A 22,260-nucleotide genomic window follows, 5' to 3' on the forward strand; every position below is an offset into this window, starting at 1 on the left:
CCGTGCCGCGCCACGCCGAGAGCACCGACGGCCTCTTCGCCACCCGGTTCCGGCTGATCGGCCTGCTCGGCAGCGGGGGAGATGCCTCCGTCTACCGCGCCCACGACGAGCGGACAGGTCGAACGGTGGCGCTGAAGATCCTGCACGCCCATCTCGGAACCGTCGTCGGGGCCGGCGACGTCTTCCTCGCCAGGGCGAGGCAGGCCGCCGCGGTGAGGCATCCGGCACTGGCGGCGGTGCTGGCCTTCGGGGTCGACGACGCCGCCGACTCCCAGCCCTGGATCGCCCTCGAGCTGATCGCCGGCCGCACCCTCCGCGACGAGGTCGAGGCCCGAGGCCCGCTCGGCGCCGCGGAGGGGGCCGCGCTCCTCGGCGACGTGCTCGAGGGGCTCGGCGCCCTGCACTCCAGTGGACTCGTGCACCGCGACGTCACCCCGGCGAACATCATGGTCGACGGCACCGGCCCGCGGCCTCGGGCCGTTCTGCTCGATCTCGGACTGGCGGCGCCCGCCGGCGAGCGGTCCGCCGAGCCCGTCGACGACTCGTCGGCGCTCCTCGTGCGGGGCACCGTCGACTGGATGTCGCCCGAGCAGATCCTCGGCGACGTCGTGGACGGGCGCGCCGACCTCTACCAGGCGGCCGCGGTGCTCTACTTCGCGCTGACCGGCGAGCCCCCGTTCCCGCGCGACACCGCCGACGCCGTGCAGCGGGCCCACCTCAGCGCCCCGCCACCGGTCGCCTCCGCCCGCGCCGCCGACGTGCCGAGGGCCATCGACCGGGTGATCGCCCGCGCGATGCTGAAGAGCCCGGATGCCCGCCCCCACGATGCCCGAGAGCTCCTCCGCGAGCTGCAGACGGCCCTGCCGGGGCAGCACACCGCCCCCGAGGCCGGTCGCCACCCGGACGGCGTGCCGCCGCCCACCGCCCGCTACCCCCTGCCCTTGCCGCCTCCGGCGGACGACCGCACCCTGCTCCTGCCGAGCGCCACCCGCGTCCGGCGGCCGCAGCCCACCGCAGCCGCGCACGAGCAGGCATCGGCATCCGGGCGTCGCCTTGTCGTGCCCGTCGTCGTGCTCGCCGCCGTGGTCGGTCTGGGTGCCGTGTGGTTCATGGCCTCGACGTCGGCCCGGAGCTCGGCGGTCGCGCCGCCGGTCGCCTCGAGCGCTCCGGCCACGCCGCCCGCGCCGTCGCCGCCCGCGCCCACACCGACCGTGATCGCGGCTCCGGTGGTCGAGACGGTGGCCGTGCCGGCCGTCGTGGGCGGCACGGCCGACGATCTCGCCGCGCTGCTCGCGGCCCACGGGCTCACGGTGGGCGAGGTGACGACCGCGCCGTCCGCGTCGGCCGCCCGGGTCGTGCTGTCGTCGAGCCCGGCGGCGGGCGCCGCCGTCGAGCGGGGCAGTGCGGTCGCCGTGGTGATCTCCTCGGGAGAGAACACGGTGCCCCCGGTCGTCGGGCTGGACGAGACGGCCGCGACCGCAGCCGTGCGCGGGGCGGGCTTCGCCGTGGCGGTGACCACCGCATCCGGCACCGGGACGGCCGCCCCGAGTGCGCCCCCGGGCGCGCCGGCGATCGTCGCCAGCTACCCGGCGGCGGGTACCCTCCTGCTGCTCGGCCAGACCGTGACGATCGTGCGGGAGGCGCCTGCGGTGCCGGCGACCTCGACGCCCTCGCCGACCCCGGGACCGCCCGGGCCGACCGCCGCGCCCACCCCCGCGCCGACGGGGGCGCCGTCCGCGCCGGGCGCCGCGGGCATCCGGAACCCTGCGTCACGTCTCGTCAAGGCGTCCTTCACCGCCTCGTCGTCGCCGGTTCACCCGGTGACCCGAGCATGTGGGCGCGACACCGGCAGCGAAGGAAAGGCCAGACCGTGACCGATCCGACGCCCGAGCGGCGGGACACCGCGTTCGAGACCATCGAGAGCGTGCTGCTCGCCGACGGTTTCGAGCTCGCCGACGACACCGAGCCGGAGCCCGACGAAGGTGCGTCGTCGGGCTCCTCCCGGTCGCTCGCACGCCGATCGCTCACGCCGCGGGCGTCGATGTCGGACGTCGTCTTCAAGGCGGTGTCAGTCTCGGCCGGGGGCATCACCGTGGCGATCATGCTCTGCGTCGGGCTGTTCCTCGCCCTGCGCGCCTCCGACGCCCTGGCCGTGGCCGGACCCTCCTTCCTGATCGAGCAGCAGTGGTCGCCCGAGACCGGTGTGTTCGGCATCGCCGCCGTGCTCTTCGGCACCGTGAGCATCGCCCTGGTGGCCATGACGGTCTCCGTCCCGCTCGCCCTCGGCACCTCGCTCCTGATCTCGGAGGTGCTGCGTGGGCGGCTGCAGACGACGCTCATCTCCCTCGTCGACCTGATGGCCGCCGTGCCGAGCGTCGTGTTCGGGCTCTGGGGCGTCTTCTTCCTGCAGGCCAACGTCATCCCGGTAGCGCAGTGGATCTCCACCTACTTCGGCTGGATCCCCTTCTTCGCCGTCACGGACGCGGACGGTGTGCGGCTCACGGAGGCGAGCGCCGTGACCTCCTCGGCCTTCATCGCCGGCATCGTCGTCGCCCTGATGGTCGTGCCGACCCAGACCTCGGTGATGCGGGAGGCGTTCTCGCAGGCGCCGGTCGGTGAGCGTGAAGGGGCGCTCGCGCTCGGGGCCACCCGGTGGGGCATGATGCAGTCGGTGGTGCTGCCCTTCGGCCGCGGCGGCATCATCGGCGGAACGATGCTCGGCCTCGGCCGCGCCCTCGGCGAGACGATCGCGGTCTACATGATCATCTCGCCGATCTTCGTCATCAACTGGGAGGTGCTGAAGACCGGCACCAACTCGGTGTCCTCCCTGATCGCCCTGCGCTACGGCGAGGCGAGCGAGTTCGGGCTCTCGGCGCTGATGGCCGCGGGGCTCGTGCTCTTCCTGCTCACCCTCGTCGTCAACTTCACGGCGTCGTCGGTGGTCGCCCGCTCGCGGTCGGGAGCGTCGACCTGATGGGTGAGCTCCTGCAGACCCGCCGTGGCGTCACGAGCATCCCCTCCCGGATCGGGATCGACACCGGGCCGCGCCGGCGGTTGCACGGGGCGACCACCGAGGGTGTCTTCAACCTGGTCGGCGCCCTGGCCGGAGGGGGCGCGATCGCCACCCTGCTGTTCGGCTGGTTCGCCCCGCTGACCGGGCTCGTCGGGTGGTTCGTCGTGGCGTTCCTCGCCTTCCTCGCGGTCTACGCCGTTCTCGTCTCGTTCACCTCGCCCGTCCAGGAGGTGATCGACAAGGTCGTCACGGTGCTGCTCTGCAGCGCGGGAGTGGTGCTCGTCGGCGCGCTCGCGTTCGTCATGGTCTACACGCTGGTGCGCGGTCAGGACGCGCTCGTGCACCCGAACTTCTTCGTCGAGACGATGGAGCTGGCCGGACCGCTCGACCCGCTCTCGATGGGCGGCATCGCCCACGCGATCGTGGGCACGTTCATCCAGATCGGCATCGCACTGGCCATCACCATCCCGCTCGGGGTGACGACAGCCGTCTTCCTGAACGAGATCGGCGGCCGGTTCGCCCGGTTCGTGCGCACGATCTCGGACGCGATGACCGCTCTGCCCTCGATCGTCGCCGGGCTGTTCGTCTACGCCGCCGTGATCACGCTGATCACCCATCAGCGCTCCGGATTCGCCGCCGCACTCGCGATCACGGTGATGATGCTGCCGATCGTCATCCGCGCCTCCGACGTGGTGCTGCGGCTGGTGCCCGGAGGTCTGCGCGAAGCGTCCTACGCCCTCGGCACCAGCCGTTGGCGCACGGTCTGGCACGTGGTGCTGCCGACGGCACGTTCGGGACTCGTCACCGCGATCATCCTGGGCACGGCCCGCGGGGTGGGGGAGACGTCCCCGGTGCTGCTGACCTCGGGCGTCACCGCCGTGATGAACCTGAACCCGTTCTCGGGGCCGATGATCTCGCTGCCGCTGCAGGTCTTCGACTTCGTCAAGTCTCCCGAGCCCACCATGATCGCGCGCGGTTTCGGAACCGCAGCCGCGCTGATCCTGATCGTGCTGGGGCTGTTCCTCGTCGCCCGGCTGATCGGCGGCCGGGGCCCCGGACAGCTCTCCTCCGGTCAGCGCCGACGTGCGCTCGATCGCTCCCGCGACGATGCGATGCGCATTGCGGGTGCGGCGGAGCGCCGCCGCCTCGTGCGTGAAGCCGACGCCCGCTACAGAGAACGGAACCCCCAGTGATGCACCGCTTCGCCCGTCTGCGCTCCGCCGCCCTCGCCGCTGCCGCCGTCGTGGCGCTGCTGGCGGGAATCGGGGCGGATGCGCGTCCCGCCGCCGCGGACGCCTACCTCCCCGTCTCGGGTACAGGCTCCACCTGGTCGCAGAACGCCCTCGACCAGTGGCGCAAGAACGTGGCCAACAACTACGGCATGACGATCAACTACTCAGGCACGGGCTCCTCCGCCGGCCGACGCGACTTCCTCCAGGGCACCGTCGACTTCGCGGTCAGCGAGATCCCGTTCCAGGTCGCCCCGGAGGACCAGTCGGCGCCGGAGGTGCCGACGAGGGGCTACGCCTACATGCCGATCGTGGCCGGTGGCACGTCGTTCATGTACAACCTCACGATCAGCGGCAAGCGCGTGACGAACCTCCGACTCTCGGGCGGTGTCATCACCAAGATCTTCACCGGTGTCATCACCAACTGGAACGACGCCGAGATCCAGGCCGACAATCCGGGCCTGGCCATGCCCGACAAGCCGATCGTGCCGGTGGTCCGCTCCGACGGCTCCGGCTCGACCGCGCAGTTCACCCTGTGGATGGCGAAGCAGCACCAGGACCTCTGGGGGCCGTACTGCGAGAGCGTCGGACGCGCCAACCCGTGCGGGCTGACCTCGCAGTATCCGGCGAGCGGCAACATGAAGGCGCAGAACGGCTCGCTCGGTGTGGCCGGCTACGTCAGCCAGGACTACGGCGAGGGCGCGATCACCTACGTGGAGTACTCCTACGCGCTCAAGTCGGGCTTCCCGGTCGCGAAGGTGCTGAACTCGGCCGGGTACTACATCGAGCCGAAGGACACCTCGGTGGCCGTGGCGCTGCTCTCGGCCCAGATCGAGGCGGACCTCACCCAGAACCTCGACGGCGTCTACAACAGCCCCGACCCGCGCACCTATCCGCTCTCGAGCTACTCGTACATGATCGTGCCCACCGAGGTGGGCGGCATCTTCACCGCCGAGAAGGGCAAGACCCTCGGCGACTTCGCCAGCTACTTCCTCTGCGAGGGACAGCAGCAGGCCGGACAGCTCGGCTACTCGCCACTGCCGATGAACCTGGTGCAGGCGGGCTTCGACCAGATCAAGAAGATCCCGGGGGCTGCCGGGGCGAACGTCGACCCCGCCACCTGCAACAACCCGACGGCCAACAATGCGCTGACCGACGGCGCTCTGCAGCCCGCTCCCTGCGACAAGTTCGGCAGCGGCAACCAGTGCACGACGGGCACCGCCGGAGCGGTCGGGGAGACGCCGGTGTCGGGCACGGGCGGCGGGGGCACCTCGTCGGACGCGGCCGTGCCCGGAACAGCGGCGGCTCCCGGAGGCGGAGCGGCGGCGGATGCGGCAGCCGCGGGCGGAGCGGCGGCCGGAGCAGCCGGCGCAGGAGCCGCGCCGGTGTACGACGAGAACGGCGCCCTGGTCAGCGGTGGCACCGCCATCGCCGGTGCGGCCGTCTCGTCGCCGTTCACCCTCCCCGACAGCGGCTTCGGCGCTCCTCAGCTGTTGATGCTGCTGGCGGCCGCCTTCCTGGTGCTGGCGGTCTTCGGGCCGCCGTTCCTCGTGCGCCGACTGCGCGCGTCGAGACGCCCCAGACCCTGAGCCGCCCCGGCGGGCCAACCGCCGGGAAGCGCTCGTTGCCGAACCGTTCATCCGGTCGTCACGGAGCGCTCCTACTTTCGAAGCGGATCGGGAGTACCCCTCGATCGCCCTCCTCCCCACCTCTTCCCTCCTTCCCCCTGCCCCGGAGACCCTCGTGACCCGCATCCAGCCCAGCCGCCGCACGCCCTGGCGCAGCCACGTCCGCGCCGTCGCGGCCGCAGCAGCCGTCGGCGCGATGCTCGGAGGCGCCGCGGTGCTCGGTGGGATCGCGCCTCTCCCGTCAGCGAGCGCCGACACCTCCTCGGCGGTCACCGTCACGGCCCGCAGCCAGGACGCCGACATCGCCGACGCCCCCTTCCCCGACCTCGCCGTGACGGTGTCGCAGACCCGCGACCTGCAGGCCCAGGGCATCCAGATCAGTTGGACGGGCGGGTCGAAGTCCGAGGTGCCGAGCGGCCAGACCGGGGGCAAGGACTTCCTGCAGATCATGCAGTGCTGGGGGGACGACCCGGAGAACCCCGGTCAGCCCGACCGCCGCACCTGCCAGTACGGCGCCTTCAAGACCCCGGGCTCCACGCGCGACTCGAACGTCACCGAAGGCTCCATCGCCGACGAGGACCTGCCGTACACCTCACTCGGCGGTGGCTTCATCGACCCGCCCTACACCTCCATCCCGTTCCTCTCCGCGACCGGCAAGACCATCGAGTCGGTGGTCGACGGCAAGCGCCAGAACGTCGACGTGAACGTCAACGAGTTCTTCACGGGCCTCACCTCGAACGAGATCTCCTGGGCCGGCTCGAGCGCCGACGGCAAGGGTCTTGCGAAGTTCGAGGTGCAGACCGCGGCGCAGGCTCCCGGCCTCGGCTGCGGTGCCGAAGTGGGCACCCCGCCCGCCGTCACCGGAGCGCCCTGCTGGCTGGTCGTCCTGCCTCGCGGCACGGCCGACCCGGGTGAGCAGAACGTGATCACCTCCGGGTTGTTCTGGGAGAACTGGAAGCACCGCATCGCCGTGAAGCTCGACTTCCGTCCGATCGGGGTGCGCTGCGTGATCGGCGCCCCCGAGCGACAGATCGCCGGCAGCGAGCTCGCCTCGGATGCCATCGCCTCCTGGCAGCCCAGTCTCTGCGGAGCCGCGGGGGGCTCCACGTACACGGGCATCGTCGGCAGCGAGGCCGACGCCGCCCTGGCCGCCAACGGCACGGCTCCCGCGCCGCTCGCCCTCACCTCGCGCGCCCTCGCGGCCGAGGTGCCCGACAAGCTCGCCTACGCCCCGGTGGCGCTCTCCGGTGTGGCCATCGCGTTCGCCATCGACGCCGAGCCCAATCCGCTGATCGAGGTGCCCGAGGACGTGGCGGGGCGCGCCAGGCAGCCGTTCACCTCGATGAACCTCACCCCGAGGCTCGTCGCGAAGCTGCTCACCAACTCCTACGTCGACTCCCTGCCGACGGGCGCCGAGAAGACGCACATCGGGTTCCTCAGCCCGGCCGACCCGGGTCACAACGCCCGCAACCTCACCAGCGACCCCGACTTCCTCGCGGTCAACCCCGGCGACTGGGAGTACCAGTCGATCAACGCCGCCTCGGTCGCCGACATGCTCATCCCGCAGGGCCGGTCGGACGCGGCGGACGCGGTCTGGCGCTACGTCGTCGCCGACGCCGAGGCGGCGGACTTCCTCGCGGGGAAGCCCGACGAGTGGGGGATGATCGTCAATCCCTACAGCTCCACCGACGCCGAGCTCAACGCGAACAAGGTGGCCTTCGCCCTGCCGCGCAACGACTTCCCGAAGGCCGACCCCGCCGAGCAGCCCGTCGACCCGGCCGGGGCCGGCCCGGTCAACGTGGTCACCTGGCGCCCGTACACCAACGACCTGGCCACCACGGGCTACGACGTCCTGCGGGGCGACGGCCTCCTGCTCGGCCCGTGGGATCCCAACGCCCTGCCGCCGAAGTACGGCAAGACACCGCGTGCCCTGGCGGGCCTCCAGCGCGTGATCGGGCTGACCGACACCGCCGCCGCCGCCCGGTACCAGGTCTTCACCGCGTCGCTGCGCAATCCCGCGGGAGAGTTCGTGGCGCCGACCGCCGACTCGATGACCGCTGCGGCCGCCGCGATGTCGGCGGGCGAGCAGACGCAGGTCTACTCCTTCGATCCGGCCTCCGCCACGGCGAAGGCGGCGCCGACGGCCTACCCCCTCACGCTCCCCGTCTACGCCGCCGTCAACCCGGCTATGAAAGACGCGGATGCGCGGGCCGCCTACGCCGAGTTCATCGAGTACGCCGCCGCCGAGGGGCAGGAGCCGGGCACCGATCTCGGCCAGCTCCCCGCGGGCTACGCACCCCTTCCTGCAGGCTGGCGCAGTCAGGCGCTCGCCGCGGCAGAGGCCATCAGGGCCGGCGGATTCCCGGCGCCGAGCCCGACTCCCAGCGCACCGAAGCCCGCGGCCGCTCCCGTGGCCCCCGTCGGCGCACCGGCCCCGGTCGCCCCTGCGCCGGCGCCGGCCCCGGCGGCTGTCGCACCACCGGCTGCTCAGACCGACCCGCGGGCCACCGGGGAGGTGGCGGGGGCGCTCACCGGAGCGAAGACCGCCGCCGACCCCGAGCTCGGTGGGATCTCCGCGATCGTGCCGGTCGTCATCGTCCTCGGTCTGCTGACCGCACTCGCCGTCCCCTTCCTCACCCGTGTCTTCGGCCGTCGTCGTGCCGCCAGACCCTGATTCTTGGCACGGCGAGCCCGCCGTCGTCGAGCCGTCCTCCCGCGTCAGCGGGCAGCGGTCACCCTCCGAAAAAAGGAAACCAGTGAAGATCAAGAAGCTCGTGGCGCTCGGCGCCGCGCTCGGGGTCGCCGTCAGCGGCCTCGCACTCGGCGCGGGCGCGGCGAACGCCGAGCCCGTCTCGGCCAGCTACGTGATGGTCGGCTCCGACACCCTGCAGGACGTCACGAACGCCCTGTCCAACAGCACCAGCGCCAGCGGTGCCACCGTCCGCGTGACAGCCGGCGGCAAGACCATCGCCTCCTTCGACGCGTTCGGCACCGCCGCCATCCAGACCAAGCCGAACGGACCGTACTTCGGTCGTCCCGCGGGCTCGGGTGCCGGCGTCAACGCACTGCGCGCCTCGATCAACGGCACCAACTACAGTGGCAACACCGCCGTTCCCGCCCGCGCCGTGACCGGGCAGATCGACATCGCCCGCTCGTCGAGCGGCCCCGGCGCCAACGCCAGCAACAGCGGCAAGCTCGCCTACGTGCCGTTCGCCCGTGACGCGGTCTCCTACGCCTACAAGGGTGACTCCGCTGTTCTGGGCAGCCTCACCGCCGCCGACCTCAAGGCGATCTACGAGTCGAACACCCCCGTCGTGCGCGACGGGGTCACGATCACCGCTCTGATTCCTCAGTCGGGCTCGGGCACGCGCAACTTCTTCCTCGGCCAGATCGGCGTGACCAACCTGGGCTCGGCAGTCGACCAGAAGGACGGCAAGACCCCCGAGAACGACGCCACGGTTCTCGGCGCCAACCAGATCATCCCGTTCTCGGCCGGCAGCTGGGTCGCCCAGGCAAACGGCGTGACCGGTGTCAGCACGATCGGCACCACCGGCGTGCAGCTCGGCTCGCTCAACGGCATCGCGCCCTTCACCGGAACCGGCTCGGCTCTCGTGCCGAACGCGGACTTCTACAGCAGCAGCTTCGGCCGCGACACCTACCTGGTCGTGGAGCGCGCGCGCATCACGTCCGGTGACCCCAAGTTCGACGCGGGTCTCACCAACCTCGTCGACCGCACGAAGTCCGGAAGCCTGACGAACTTCGGTGCGCTGGCCTCCACCCCCGGCGCGGTGAAGAAGAAGTTCGGCTTCCTCACGCCGGCCTCCACCACCGTCATCTTCGCCTACGACACCATCTAGAAAAGGACCTGAACCTCATGCGAAAGAGCACCCTGCGAATCGCCGCGATCGGCGTCGCCGCCCTCGCGCTGGTCGGCTTCTCGGCCACCGCCGCGTCGGCCGCCGTCTCTCCCACCGCCCCGAAGCCGGCGAACTCGTTCGGCAACTTCTACATCGCCGACGGCGGTGACACCGGCGACGTGCTGGCTCCCGGCACCGAGCTCGAGTTCGACTACCAGGCCGTCGGCCGTCCCGACAACACGGCCGCCGGGGTCGACAACCACTTCCCGGCCTCGGCCGAGGTCGCGGAGACCGTGACCACGTTCATCGCCCCCATCGGCCAGGAGCTCACCCCGGCCGCCTGGCTGACGACCGGCACCACCGGCTTCTTCCCCGGCAACAAGGAGGTGTGGCTGCCGAACGTCGCCCTCTCGGGCTTCACCCTCCCCGGCACCAGCAGCATCGACACCATCAAGGCCTCGGGAGGCGACTTCAGCCTCGGCTTCGCGTACCAGAAGACCAACGGCCTGTACGTCGTGCAGGACGGCGCCTACTTCACGCACATCACGGTGCAGCCCGGCACCGGTTCGTGGACGTTCGAGACCCCGAGCGGCGACACCCCGCCGCCGGTCGACCCCACCCTCACCGGTGACGTCGACCTCGAGGCCACGACCATCGCGGGCCCGCCGCCCGTGGACGGCACGCTGAACCTCACCGTTCCCGCGGCCGCCAAGGTCACCTTCAACGCCGCCACCCTGGTCGACGGCCTGTCGACCTCGACCGGCGCCCTGCCGAACGTGACCGTCCAGGACGATCGCAACGCCTCCAAGCCCGGCTGGAAGCTCACCGCCTCGGTGAACGACTTCGCCGGACCGAGCGCCACCATCGAGAAGAAGCAGCTCGGCATGGTCCCGACGATCGTCTCGGGCACCACCGGAGCCGTCGTCGGCGCCACCCAGGTCGCGGGCAGCGCCGCCTGGAACGGCACCACCGTCGCCTCGGCTCCCGCCGCTGCCGGCACCGGCACGACGGTCGTGGGTGCGAACCTCACGTTCGTCGCTCCCGCCGACAAGCCGGTCGGCACCTACACCTCGAAGATGACGCTCACGCTCGTCTCCGAGTAGCCCCGAGACCGTGGGGAGGATGAGTGCTGAATACTCATCCTCCCCACGGCCCTCACACCCTAATGAACCCCGCTCCGCAACCGCTCGTTAAGTCGTCGGCCCACCGGCGTCAACGCGGTCCTGACTGAATGCAGTGTGCAGATGACCCCCCGCTCTCGTCGTGCCCGGCGCACAGCCGCCGCCCTGCTGATCGCCACCGCGACAGTGGCCCTCCTCGCCCTCTCCGGAGCCGGCGCCGGTGCCGCCCTCGCCGACGACGGCGACTCGATCTCCATCGGCCCCGCCACCGACCAGGGCGCTGACACCAGCCGCACCCGCCTCAGCTACCAGGCCGCCCCCGGCCAGCACCTCGACGACGTGGTCGAGGTGCGCAACACCGGCACGACGCCGCAGACGATCACGGTCTTCCCGACCGACGCCTTCAACACCGACGAGGGCGCGTACGGCCTGCTCGACACCGGTGTGCAGCCCACCGATGCGGGCTCCTGGGTGCGGTTCGCCGACGGCTCGACCCAGGCGACGATCACGCTCGACCCGGGCGCGACCCAGCTCGTGCAGTACTCGCTCGACGTGCCGGCCGACGCCGCACCGGGCGACCACGCCGCCGGGATCGTGGCCTCGGCCCAGTCCGCCTCCGATCAGATCCTGGTCGATCGTCGCGTGGCGACCCGGCTGTACGTCCGCGTGCCGGGCGATCTGCAACCCGTCCTCTCGGTCTCGAGCATCACGGCGAGCTACGACCCCGAGTTCAATCCGCTCGACGGGCAGACGACGATCACCTACACGGTCAAGAACGACGGCAACGTCGCGCTCGGGGCCGACATGACCGTCGGGGTGCGCACCTGGTTCGGCATCGGAGCCGGCCAGACGGTGAAGGACGAGCTCGCCGAGATGCTTCCCGGCAGCACCCGCACGATCTCGGTCGTCGTGCCCGGGGTCGCTCAGCTCGGATATCTGAACCCCTTCGTCTCGCTGCTGCCCACGGTGGCTCCGGATGCGCAGAATCCCGGACCGCTCGACGAGGTCTCGCGGGACACCGTGGTGATCGCCCCGCCCTGGTGGCTGCTCGCGGTGCTCCTGGTCGGCGGCCTGGTGTGGCTGATCATCCGGATGCGCCGTCGCAGCGACGACAAGCGTGCCGAAGCGTGGATCGCGTTCACCGAGGAGCAGGCCAGGCAGAAGGCCGAGCAGGAGCTCGTCGCCAGCGGTACCGGTGCCGGTGCGCGCCGCGACGCCGACGGGGCCCGATGAACGCGTCTTCGCACCGGCTCGCCCGCGCCCTCGCCCCGGTGCTGATCTCCTTCGTCGCGGTCGCCACCGCCGTCTCAGGCGTCACGGCCGCGCAGGCCGCCGACGGGGGCAGCGGCGGGATCGACATCGCCGTCACCACGACGGCCAAGCCCGGCACCTCCCCGTCCAGCACCCCCGCGCCCGGTGCGACCACACCGAACAAGGCGCCCATCGTCCCGGCGGCAGGCACCGGCACCGGCACCGCCACGGGCGGCGGCACCACCCAGCCCGCCATCGACACCGCTTCCGCGGACACCTTCGACCTCGGCGGGGTGCTGTACATCAGCGGGGTGCGCACCGGCTTCTCGCCCTCGGTCAACCCGCTCGACGGCACGATGGACGTGAGCTTCACGGTGAAGAACGTGTCGAAGTCGACCCTCGACTCGAATGCGGAGCTGTGGCTGACGAACGTCTTCGGCGCCGGGATCGGCTCCCGCGCCGAGGTGGCGGTGCCTGCTCTGAAGCCGGGCGAGTCCCGCGTGGTGTCGGCCCCGCTCAGCGGGGTCGGCCAGTGGCTGCTCGTCTCCGCCCACGCCACGTTCACGCCGCCCGCGACGATCGACGGCGCCGAGGTGCCCCCGGTCACCCGGGACGCGGTCGTCGTGGTCTTCCCGTGGCTGATCGTGCTGCTCGCCGCGGGGAGCGCCGCCGGCTTCGCCGCCTGGTACATGGTGCGACGCGTCCCCCTTCCGGCCCTGACGCCGGAAACCGCCTGATCGGCGGCCGCAGCAGATGACCACCGAGATGCTGCCGGCGCCCGTCACGGCGCCGGGAGAGGGCGACGCCGCCTCACCGCCGCCCGGCTGGCGGCCGCCGAAGCCACCGCGCCCCCCGCGGGCACCCCGCGCCGAGCGCCCGCCGCGCATCCCGCAGCCCCCTCGCCGCCCGCCGCGCCGTCCTCCCGAGCGTGTGCCGCTCACCCCGGCCATGGCCCTGCTGCAGGCCTCCTGCGCGCTGCTGGCCGCGGTGCTGCTCGGGGTGCTGCTGAACGTGATGGTGCTCAGTCATCTGCAGCACGTGATCGGCCAGCAGAACCTCGAGAACACCTTCCGGGCCCAGCTGTCCGCCGGCACCGCCCCGGTGAGCGAGGGGACGGCGGACGACGTGCTGCTGCGCGACGGCGAGCCGGTGGCGGTGATCGACATCCCCGTCATCGGGCTGCACGAAGTGATCGGAGAGGGCAGCTCCTCGGTCGTGCTGAAGTCGGGGCCGGGCCACCGGCGTGACACGGTGCTGCCCGGGCAGGCCGGCCTGAGCATCCTGATGGGCCGCTCGGCGGCCTACGGGGGCCCGTTCTCGCGCCTGCAGGAGCTCACCACGGGTGAGACCTTCAGCGTCACCACCGGGCAGGGCGAGCAGATCTACGAGGTGATCGGGGTGCGCTACGCGGGGGACAGCTCGCCCCCGCCGCCACGCGCCGACGAGAGCCGGCTCGTGCTCGAGACCGCCCGCGGCCCGGCATTCATCCCCACCGGTATCGCCCGCGTCGACGCGACCCTCGTCTCCGAGGTGCAGCCTGCCGGTGCCCGGCAGACGCGCTACCTCACGCTGCCGCCCTCGAACAAAGAGCTCGCGGGCGACTTCGGCGCCGTCTGGGCGCTGGTGTTCGCGCTGCAGCTGCTGATCGTCGTCGAGGTCGCCGCCGTCTGGTCGCTCGTGAAGGTCGGTACCCGCAAGGCCTGGGTGGTCTTCGCCCCGATCGCCCTGCTGACCGGCCTCCTCGTGGCCGACCAGCTCTCCAGTCTCCTGCCCAATCTCCTGTGAGGACCCGATGACCGACCTCCACCGCGACGACCGCACCGTCGCTCTGCCTCCCCTCGCCGCACCCCAGCGCACGGCCCCGCGGTACAAGCGCGACTCCGGCGGCTTCGACGCCCTGCTGGAGCTCGAACCGCACGTGCCCGCCCCGCTCGCGTCCCTCGACGCGCGGGCGGTCTCCGCCTGGTTCGGCGACCACCAGGTGCTCGACCGGGTGTCGCTCACGATGCCGGCCGGGGTGGTCACCTCGCTGATCGGGCCGTCGGGATGCGGCAAGTCGACCTTCCTGCGCATCCTGAACCGGATGCACGAGCTCGTGCCCTCGGCGGGTCTGGCCGGTGAGGTGCTGCTGGACGGCGAGGACATCTACGACCCCTCACGGCGCCTGATCGAGGCCCGCAAGAGCATCGGCATGGTCTTCCAGAAGCCCAACCCGTTCCCCGCGATGTCGATCTACGACAACGTCATCGCCGGGCTCAAGCTCACCGGCGTGAGGGCCGACCGCGACCGGCGCGACCACCTCGTGGAGTCCTGCCTGACCAAGGCGGGGCTGTGGAAAGAGGTCAAGGACCGTCTGCGCGCCCCGGGCGGCGGCCTCTCGGGCGGTCAGCAGCAGCGCCTGTGCATCGCCCGCTCCCTCGCCGTGATGCCTCGGGTGCTGCTGATGGACGAGCCCTGCTCGGCCCTCGACCCGACCTCCACCCGCGTGATCGAGGAGACGATGCTCGAACTCGTGAACGACGTGACGATCGTGATCGTCACGCACAACATGCAGCAGGCGCAGCGGGTCTCGCAGCAGTGCGCCTTCTTCCTCGCCTCGCAGGGCGAGCCCGGCGCGATCGTGGAGCACGGCGACACCGAGGCGATGTTCGCCGACCCCATCGACCCGCGCACCTTCGACTACGTCAACGGCCGCTTCGGCTGATCAGGACGCGCGGGATCGCGTTCGCCCGCCGCGTTCGCCCTCAGCGGGACTCCGAGCCGGCCGCGAGCGGTTAAACTAGCCGCACGATGGCTACTTTTGGAAATCTCTCGGACCGGCTCGCCGAAACCTTCAAGAACCTCCGCACGAAGGGCAAGCTGAGCCCGGCCGACGTCGACAGCACGGTGCGCGAGATCCGTCGCGCCCTGCTCGACGCCGACGTCGCGCTCGAGGTCGTCAAGGAGTTCACCGGCAAGGTTCGCGAGCGCGCCCTCGGCGACGAGGTCAACCGCGCCCTGAACCCGGCCCAGCAGGTCGTGCAGATCGTCAACGAGGAGCTCGTGCAGATCCTCGGCGGGCAGCAGCGCCGGCTCGAGTTCGCGAAGAAGCCGCCGACCGTCATCATGCTCGCCGGCCTCCAGGGTGCGGGTAAGACCACCCTCGCGGGCAAGCTCGCGCGCTGGCTCGCCAAGGAGAACCACACGCCGATCCTCGTCGCGGCCGACCTCCAGCGGCCCAACGCGGTGAACCAGCTGCAGATCGTCGGCGGCCAGGCCGGCGTTCCGGTCTACGCCCCCGAGCCCGGCAACGGCGTCGGCAACCCGGTGCGCGTGGCGAAGGACTCGATCAAGTACGCGATCGACAAGCAGTACGACACCGTCATCATCGACACGGCCGGCCGCCTCGGCGTCGACGCCGAGATGATGAAGCAGGCGGCCGACATCCGCAAGGCCGTCGACCCCGACGAGGTGCTGTTCGTCATCGACGCGATGATCGGCCAGGACGCGGTGGCCACCGCCCGCGCCTTCCAGGAGGGCGTCGACTTCACCGGCGTCGTTTTGACCAAGCTCGACGGCGACGCCCGAGGCGGTGCCGCGCTGTCCGTGGCGTCGGTCACGGGCCGCCCCATCATCTTCGCCTCGACCGGCGAGACGCTCGACGCCTTCGAGCCCTTCTACCCCGACCGGATGGCCTCGCGCATCCTGGATCTCGGTGACATCCTCTCGCTCATCGAGCAGGCGCAGGGCGCCTTCGACGAGGAGGAGGCCCGCAAGGTCGCCGAGAAGTTCGCGACCGACAGCTTCACGCTCGACGACTTCCTGAAGCAGATGCAGCAGCTGCGCAACGTCGGCTCCATCAAGAAGATGATGAGCATGCTGCCCGGCGCCGGCGGCCTGAAGGAGCAGCTCGACAACTTCGACGAGAAGGAGATCGTGCGCACCGAGGCGATCATCCAGTCGATGACGAAGGCCGAGCGCACGAACCCGAAGCTCCTGAACGGCTCGCGGCGCCTGCGCATCGCGCGCGGTTCGGGCATGACGGTCACCGATGTGAACCAGCTCGTTCAGCGCTTCGAGCAGGCCTCGAAGATGATGAAGACGGTCGCCAAGGGCGGCGTGCCGAACGTGCCCGGCATGGGCCCGATCCCGGGTGCCGGCTTCGGCGGCGGGCGCGGCAAGCCGCAGGCCAAGAAGAAGAGCGGATCGCGCTCGGGCAACCCCGCGAAGCGGGCCGCCGAGAACGCGGCGCGCGCCTCGGGCGAGAAGCCGGCGGTCACGGCGGGCTCGGGCGGCGGTGCCGGCTTCGGCCTCGGCGCAAAGGCTCCGGCGGGCGGTCAGGACCCGAGCCCGGAAGAGCTCGAGGCCCTGCAGCGCTTCCTGCGCTAGGCGGAGCCTCGCGGTCGGTGAGCGGCTAGGCGCCACGCGGCCCCAGGGTGCCTATGCTGGCTCCATGACGACCACCTCCCGCCCTGTGCGCGTCGGCGTGCAGATCGCTCCTCAGCACGCCTCCTACGCGACCATCCGCGACACCCTCGCCGAGCTCGAAGACCTCGGCGTCGACATCGCCTTCAACTGGGACCACTTCTACCCGCTGTCCGGCGAGCCCGACGGCCTGCACTTCGAGGGCTGGACGATGCTCGCCGCCTGGGCCGAGCAGACCTCCCGCATCGAGTTCGGCCCTCTTGTCACCTGCAACAGCTACCGCAACCCCGACCTGCTGGCCGACATGGCCCGCACGGTCGACCACATCAGCGCCCACGACGGCGACACGGGCCGGCTGATCTTCGGCATCGGCTCGGGCTGGTTCGAGCGCGACTACGACGAGTACGGCTACGAGTTCGGCACGGCCGGTCAGCGACTGGATGCCCTCGCCGACGCCCTGCCGCGCATCGAGTCGCGCTGGGCGAAGCTCAACCCGGCGCCCACCCGCGACATCCCGGTGCTGATCGGCGGCGGCGGAGAGAAGAAGACCCTCCGCATCGTCGCCCAGCACGCCGACATCTGGCACTCCTTCGCCGACACCGAGACGCTGGAGCGCAAGCTCGGCATCCTCGGCGAGTGGTGCGAGAAGGTCGACCGTCCGATGTCCGAGATCGAGATCTCGGTCGGCACCCGCGGCGCCCGCGGCGACGGCCTGCCCGACATGGACCGGCAGCTCGAGCTCGGCGTCACGCTCTTCACCCTCGGCATCACCGCGCCCGAGCTCGACATGCAAGGCGTGCGCGACCTCGTGGCCTGGCGCGACTCGGTCACGAGCTAGCGCCGGCGGGCCGGCCGGCGCGAGGGCGGGCCGGCCGGCGCGAGGGCGGGCGGATGCTCAGGCGAGCCCGTGCCGCAGCTCCCGCGTGAGCGACGCCACGACCGCCTTCAGGCTCCCCCCGTTCGCCTCGGCGACCCGCAGCTGGCGCTGGTAGCTCGCGCCGTGCTCGAGGATCAGGTTCACCTGGTCGAGCTCGGCCGCGCAGCCCAGCCGCTCGGCGACCGGGGCGAGCCGGACGAGCTCGCCGGCCACCGCATCCGTCACCAGCTGCTCGTCGCCCGCCGAGTTCAGGATGATCTCGGCGTCCATGCCGTAGCGGGCCGCCCGCCACTTGTTCTCGCGCACGTACCAGGGCTGCATCGTCGGCAGCTCCTCGCCGGCGTCGAGGCGGGCCGACATGTCGTCGACGAGGCACTGGATGAGCGCGGCCACCGCCCCGATCTCCTCGGGGCTCGACAGCCCGTCGCAGGCGCGCATCTCGACCGTGCCCCACTGCGGGCTCGGCCGGATGTCCCAGCGCACCTCCGTATGGTCGCTGATCACGCCTGTGCGCAGCAGATCGTCGACGTACTCCTCGTAGTTCGCCCAGGCGCCGAACTGGTACGGCAGCCCGGCCGTCGGCAGCTGCTGGAACATCAGCGCCCGGTTCGAGGCGTAGCCCGTGTTCACGCCGCCCCAGAACGGGCTCGAGGCGCTCAAGGCCTGCAGGTGCGGGTAGTAGTTCAGCAGCGAGTTGACGATCGGCAGCGCCTTCTCGCGGTCGTCGATGCCGACGTGCACGTGGATGCCCCAGATCATCATGTTGCGCCCCCACCACTGGGTGCGGTCGATCAGCTTGTGGTAGCGCTCCTTGTCGGTGACGGTCTGGTCGAACCACTGCCCGAAGGGGTGCGAGCCGGCGCACATCACCTCGACGTCGAGGGGGTCGGTGATGGCCCGCACCTCGGCGAGCTGGCTCTGCAGGTCGTCCACGGCATCCGCCACCCGGTGGTGCACCCCGCTGACGAGCTCGACCGTGTTGAGCAGCAGTTCGCCCGTGATCCGCGGATGCTCGGAGCCGTCGTCCTGCCGGAGCGCGTCGAGCACATCGGCCGCCACCGACACCAGATCTCCCGAGCTCTGCTCGACCAGCGCGACCTCCCATTCGATGCCGAGGGTCGAGCGCTCCGAGGGGGCGAAGGAGATCTCCATGCAGGGGCCTTTCCAGAATTACCGCTTTGGGAGCAATCTCTGTCAGAATAGCCAGTCGAGTCTGCCCCCGCCCGACCCTCTAATCAGGCGGAGTGGATTCCCTCAGAGCTTGTGCCGAGTGTGCCCCCACGCTCACGGCCCCCAGTTCGCCCACCTCATAGATCACACAGGAGAATTGTGGCTGTCAAAATCCGTCTGAAGCGTCTCGGCAAGATCCGTGCGCCGTACTACCGCATCGTCGTCGCCGACTCGCGCACCAAGCGCGACGGTCGCGTCATCGAGGAGATCGGTCTGTACCACCCGACCGAGGAGCCCTCGGTCATCAAGGTCGACTCCGAGCGTGCCCAGTACTGGCTCGGCGTCGGCGCCCAGCCCACCGAGCAGGTCGCTGCGCTGCTGAAGCTCACCGGCGACTGGGGCAAGTTCAAGGGCGACAAGGACGCGGTCTCGACCGTGCGCGTCAAGGGCGACAAGGAGGCCTTCGTGGCCGACGAGAAGAAGAAGCCCGTGCTGAAGCCGAAGGCCGCCGAGCCCAAGGCCGTCGAGGCCGAGGCCGCTGCTGACGCCGAGGCCGCTGCCGCGACCGACACCGAGGCCAACGAGGTCGCGGTCGAGGCCGCCGAAGACGCTGCGGACAAGGCCTGACCTTGCTCGCACCCGCTCTCGAGCACCTCGTCAAGGGGATCGTCGACAACCCGGGCGACGTCCGGGTCATCACGAAGAGCTCACCACGCGGCGAGGTCCTCGAGGTTCGCGTGAACCCCGATGACCTCGGCCGCGTGATCGGTCGTTCCGGTCGCACCGCGAAAGCGCTGCGCACCCTCGTCACCGCTCTGGCCGATGGCCGGCGCGTTCGTGTAGACGTGGTGGACACCGATTACTGAGAACAACAAGACCCAACTGCGAGTCGGTCGTCTCACCAAGGCCCACGGGCTGAAGGGTGCGATCAAGCTGGAGCTGTTCACCGACGACCCGGAACGACGCTTCGTTCCGGGCGCGGTGTTCACCCTCCAGGTGCCCACGTCCTCGCCCTGGCACGGCAAGACCCTCGAGCTCGCCGAGCTGCGCATGTACAACGGGCATCCGGTGGGCTTCTTCAAGGGAGTCTCCGACCGCACGGCCGCAGAGGGCCTCGTCAAGGCCATCCTCTGGATCGACCTCGACGAGGCCGACGCGGTCTCCACCGAGCCCGACGCCTGGTACGACCACCAGCTGGTGGGCCTCCGCGTCGAGCGCGACGGTGAGCAGGTCGGCACGGTGAAGCTCGTCGAGCACATGCCGGCCCAAGACCTGCTGATCGTCAAGACGAACGACGGCGCCGAGGTCATGGTGCCGTTCGTCAAGGCGATCGTGCCGTCGGTCGACCTCGCAGCGGGCGTGGTCACGGTCACGCCGCCGACGGGGCTCTTCGAGGAGCTGCCCGACGACGACGAGCCGGCGCCGCGCGCACCCGACTCGGAGGCGTCAGACGCGTCCGACGCCGAGGCGCCTGCCGCGACCGACTCCGAGTAGTCGCGATGCGCATCGACGTCGTCACGATCTTCCCCGAGTTCTTCGACGTGCTCGACATCTCGCTGCTCGGCAAGGCCCGTCGCACGGGCATCCTCGAGGTCGTGCCGCACAACCTGCGCGACTTCACCCACGACCGTCACCGCACGGTCGACGACACGCCCTACGGCGGCGGCGCGGGCATGGTCATGAAGCCGGAGCCCTGGGGTGAGGCCCTCGACGAGGTGCTGCCCGAGCATCCGGATGCCCGGCCCGTCGTGATCTTCCCCTCGCCGGCCGGCACCGTGTTCACGCAGGCCATGGCCCGGGAGCTCGCCGGCCGCGACCACCTCGTGTTCGGCTGCGGCCGCTACGAGGGCATCGACCAGCGCGTGTTCGACCACGCGGCGACCCGCGCCGAGGTGCGCCTGGTCTCGATCGGCGACTACGTGCTGAACGGGGGAGAGGTCGCCGTGATGGCGATGATCGAGGCCATCGGCCGGCTCATCCCGGGCGTCGTCGGCAACCCCGAGAGCCTCGTCGAGGAGTCGCACGAGGACGGCCTGCTCGAGTACCCGAGCTACACCAAGCCCGCCTCGTGGCGCGGTCTCGACGTGCCGCCGGTGCTGATGAGCGGCAACCACAAGGCCGTCGACGTCTGGCGGCGCGAGCAGCAGCTCGAGCGCACACGGCGGGTGCGGCCCGACCTGCTGCCGCCCGAATAGCCGCTCGTCGGGCGTTCGCGAGCCGGCGACGGATGCGCGGCCGCGCTAGCTGCGCGCGGTGAGCACGAGCGGGCCGTCCTCGGTGATCGCCACCGTGTGCTCCATGTGGGCGCCGTTCGATCCGTCGGCGGAGCGCAGGGTCCAGCCGTCCTTGTCGGTGTAGATCTTGTCGGTCGTCTCGAGGAACCAGGGCTCGATCGCGATCACGAGGCCGGCGCGCAGCGGCAGCCCGCGACCGGCGCGGCCCTGGTTCGGCACGTGGGGATCGCCGTGCATCGTGCGGCCGACGCCGTGCCCGCCGAAGTCGGTGTTCACGCCGTAGCCGGCCGCCGTGGCGACCGCGCCGATGGCGGCGGAGATGTCGCCGAGCCGGTTGCCGGGCCTCGCCTCGGCGATGCCGGCGGCGAGAGCGGCGGTGGTGACCTCGATCAGCGTCGTGTCGGCCGCCGACTTCGGGGTGCCCACCACGACCGACAGCGCCGAGTCGGAGACCCAGCCGTTCACCGAGGCGGCGAAGTCGAGGCTCAGCAGGTCGCCGTCGCGCAGCGCGTAGTCGTGGGGGAGACCGTGCAGCACCGCGTCGTTGACGCTCGTGCAGAGCACCTTGCCGAACGGCGAGGCGCCGAACGAGGGGTGGTAGTCGATGTAGCAGCTCTCGGCGCCTCGCGACTTGATCATCTCGTGCGCGATCTGGTCGAGCTTCAGCAGGTTGGTGCCGACGGTGGCGCGCTTCGCCAGCTCGGTCAGCACCTCGGCGACGAACGCGCCCGCGGGCCGCATCTGCTCGATCTCGGCGGGGGTCTTGAGCTCGATCATGCGGGGTCCTTCCGGGCGGGGCGGTATCGGCACCACCAGGGTGGCGCGCGAAAGCGTTCATGAAGACCCTACCCACCGGGATCACAGCGAACTTCCGGAGAGCCTGCATACTCTGGACTCGTGTTCATCCGACGGGCCTTCTTCTACTGGCAGTTCCCCGCTGCGGTGATCCTCCCCGCGTGGATCCTGGTCGGCTGGGGCGTCTTCGCCGCCACCGGCTGGCAGATCCTCGGGCTGATCGTGGGCGTGATGATGCTCACCGTCGGCATGCTCGCGGTCGCCGGCATCACCTCGGCACGAAAAGAGGTGCGGGCGCAGAAGGCGGTCTCGTGGCTCGACGTGCTGCTGCTCACGGTGGTGCACGCCCTCGTCATCGCGGTCGGCTTCTTCACGGAGTTCACCGCCCTGCTCGGAACCCTCGCCGTCGTGGCGCTAATCGCCCTGTTCTGGGTCGGCATCGTCGAGCTCGTGGTCGAGACGCGCAAGCGCGTGCGCGCCACGCTCGCCGGCTTCGAGGCGCAGGCCGCCCGGGCGCAGATGCCGCGCACCCCGTCCGCTCCGGGTGCCGTGCGGGCACCCCGCGTCGACGGCGAGTACATCGTGATCGAGACGTCAGACCGGGGATCGTCGCCCCGCGCCTGACCGCGCTTTGCGTGCATCCGCTCGTCTGTGACACAATGGACCCTTGTGCCGCGGCCC

At 71.1% G+C, this 22,260-nt stretch carries 20 protein-coding genes; 18 read left to right on the forward strand and 2 right to left on the reverse strand.

The window, feature by feature from the left end; genetic code table 11:
• The first annotated feature begins 2 nt into the window (after positions 1-2).
• The 13 genes from HQQ85_RS17260 to HQQ85_RS17320 all read left to right on the forward strand — a co-directional run bounded on the left by HQQ85_RS17260 (position 3) and on the right by HQQ85_RS17320 (position 17,341).
• Positions 3-1,874: a PASTA domain-containing protein gene (locus HQQ85_RS17260; RefSeq protein ID WP_173183723.1), complete on the forward strand. Its 1,872-nt coding sequence runs from the start codon at positions 3-5 to the stop codon at positions 1,872-1,874.
• Positions 1,871-2,974: a phosphate ABC transporter permease subunit PstC gene (gene pstC, locus HQQ85_RS17265; RefSeq protein WP_371741946.1), complete on the forward strand. Its 1,104-nt coding sequence runs from the start codon at positions 1,871-1,873 to the stop codon at positions 2,972-2,974. Before HQQ85_RS17260 ends, pstC begins: the two co-directional genes overlap by 4 nt.
• The gene (gene pstA, locus HQQ85_RS17270; RefSeq protein ID WP_173183724.1) at positions 2,974-4,206 is read left to right on the forward strand and encodes a phosphate ABC transporter permease PstA; all 1,233 of its coding nucleotides are present in this window, start codon (positions 2,974-2,976) and stop codon (positions 4,204-4,206) included. The genes pstC and pstA overlap by 1 nt, the downstream gene beginning before the upstream one ends.
• On the forward strand, positions 4,206-5,831 hold the full coding sequence (gene pstS, locus HQQ85_RS17275) for a phosphate ABC transporter substrate-binding protein PstS (protein ID WP_173183970.1): 1,626 nt from the start codon (positions 4,206-4,208) through the stop codon (positions 5,829-5,831). The genes pstA and pstS overlap by 1 nt, the downstream gene beginning before the upstream one ends.
• 154 nt (positions 5,832-5,985) lie before the next feature.
• Entirely contained in the window at positions 5,986-8,544 is a 2,559-nt protein-coding gene (locus HQQ85_RS17280; RefSeq protein ID WP_173183725.1) for a hypothetical protein, read from the forward strand.
• Positions 8,545-8,626: 82 nt separating this feature from the next.
• On the forward strand, positions 8,627-9,727 hold the full coding sequence (locus HQQ85_RS17285; RefSeq protein WP_173183726.1) for a hypothetical protein: 1,101 nt from the start codon (positions 8,627-8,629) through the stop codon (positions 9,725-9,727).
• Positions 9,728-9,744: 17 nt separating this feature from the next.
• Complete coding sequence (locus HQQ85_RS17290; protein WP_173183727.1) at positions 9,745-10,830, forward strand: hypothetical protein; 1,086 nt, start codon at positions 9,745-9,747, stop codon at positions 10,828-10,830.
• Between the two features lie 141 nt (positions 10,831-10,971).
• Positions 10,972-12,081 (forward strand): hypothetical protein, encoded by a 1,110-nt coding sequence (locus tag HQQ85_RS17295; protein WP_173183728.1) that lies wholly within the window; start codon positions 10,972-10,974, stop codon positions 12,079-12,081.
• Entirely contained in the window at positions 12,078-12,836 is a 759-nt protein-coding gene (locus HQQ85_RS17300; RefSeq protein WP_173183729.1) for a hypothetical protein, read from the forward strand. Before HQQ85_RS17295 ends, HQQ85_RS17300 begins: the two co-directional genes overlap by 4 nt.
• A gap of 16 nt (positions 12,837-12,852) precedes the next feature.
• Positions 12,853-13,884, forward strand: a complete 1,032-nt coding sequence (locus HQQ85_RS17305) for a sortase domain-bontaining protein (RefSeq protein WP_254069481.1) — start codon at positions 12,853-12,855, stop codon at positions 13,882-13,884.
• A gap of 7 nt (positions 13,885-13,891) precedes the next feature.
• A complete protein-coding gene (locus tag HQQ85_RS17310) occupies positions 13,892-14,803 on the forward strand; it encodes a phosphate ABC transporter ATP-binding protein (protein ID WP_173183731.1) in 912 nt (303 codons plus the stop codon).
• 86 nt (positions 14,804-14,889) lie between these two features.
• A complete protein-coding gene (gene ffh / locus HQQ85_RS17315) occupies positions 14,890-16,467 on the forward strand; it encodes a signal recognition particle protein (RefSeq protein ID WP_173183732.1) in 1,578 nt (525 codons plus the stop codon).
• 64 nt (positions 16,468-16,531) lie between these two features.
• Positions 16,532-17,341 (forward strand): LLM class F420-dependent oxidoreductase, encoded by an 810-nt coding sequence (locus HQQ85_RS17320; protein WP_173183733.1) that lies wholly within the window; start codon positions 16,532-16,534, stop codon positions 17,339-17,341.
• Between the two features lie 57 nt (positions 17,342-17,398).
• On the opposite strand, the gene HQQ85_RS17325 is transcribed toward HQQ85_RS17320, so the two are convergent.
• Positions 17,399-18,532 (reverse strand): glutamate--cysteine ligase, encoded by a 1,134-nt coding sequence (locus HQQ85_RS17325; protein ID WP_173183734.1) that lies wholly within the window; start codon positions 18,530-18,532, stop codon positions 17,399-17,401.
• 177 nt (positions 18,533-18,709) lie between these two features.
• Between HQQ85_RS17325 and rpsP the strand changes: the two genes are divergently transcribed.
• Genes rpsP through trmD form a run of 4 tightly spaced genes read left to right on the forward strand, consistent with a single transcriptional unit; the run spans position 18,710 to position 20,745 of the window.
• Complete coding sequence (rpsP, locus tag HQQ85_RS17330; protein WP_173183735.1) at positions 18,710-19,177, forward strand: 30S ribosomal protein S16; 468 nt, start codon at positions 18,710-18,712, stop codon at positions 19,175-19,177.
• Between the two features lie 2 nt (positions 19,178-19,179).
• A complete protein-coding gene (locus tag HQQ85_RS17335) occupies positions 19,180-19,416 on the forward strand; it encodes an RNA-binding protein (protein WP_173183736.1) in 237 nt (78 codons plus the stop codon).
• Positions 19,409-20,044, forward strand: coding sequence for a ribosome maturation factor RimM (gene rimM, locus HQQ85_RS17340; protein ID WP_173183971.1), 636 nt, complete (start codon positions 19,409-19,411; stop codon positions 20,042-20,044). Before HQQ85_RS17335 ends, rimM begins: the two co-directional genes overlap by 8 nt.
• 5 nt (positions 20,045-20,049) lie before the next feature.
• Complete coding sequence (gene trmD, locus HQQ85_RS17345; protein ID WP_173183737.1) at positions 20,050-20,745, forward strand: tRNA (guanosine(37)-N1)-methyltransferase TrmD; 696 nt, start codon at positions 20,050-20,052, stop codon at positions 20,743-20,745.
• Between the two features lie 45 nt (positions 20,746-20,790).
• On the opposite strand, the gene map is transcribed toward trmD, so the two are convergent.
• Positions 20,791-21,561, reverse strand: coding sequence for a type I methionyl aminopeptidase (gene map / locus HQQ85_RS17350; RefSeq protein ID WP_173183738.1), 771 nt, complete (start codon positions 21,559-21,561; stop codon positions 20,791-20,793).
• 120 nt (positions 21,562-21,681) lie between these two features.
• Between map and HQQ85_RS17355 the strand changes: the two genes are divergently transcribed.
• Positions 21,682-22,203 carry a hypothetical protein gene (locus tag HQQ85_RS17355; protein ID WP_173183739.1) on the forward strand — a complete coding sequence of 174 codons (522 nt, stop codon included), beginning with the start codon at positions 21,682-21,684 and terminating at the stop codon, positions 22,201-22,203.
• Positions 22,204-22,260: the final 57 nt, after the last annotated feature.

The organism is Herbiconiux sp. VKM Ac-2851 (assembly GCF_013205105.1).
GTDB lineage: Bacteria > Actinomycetota > Actinomycetes > Actinomycetales > Microbacteriaceae > Herbiconiux > Herbiconiux flava.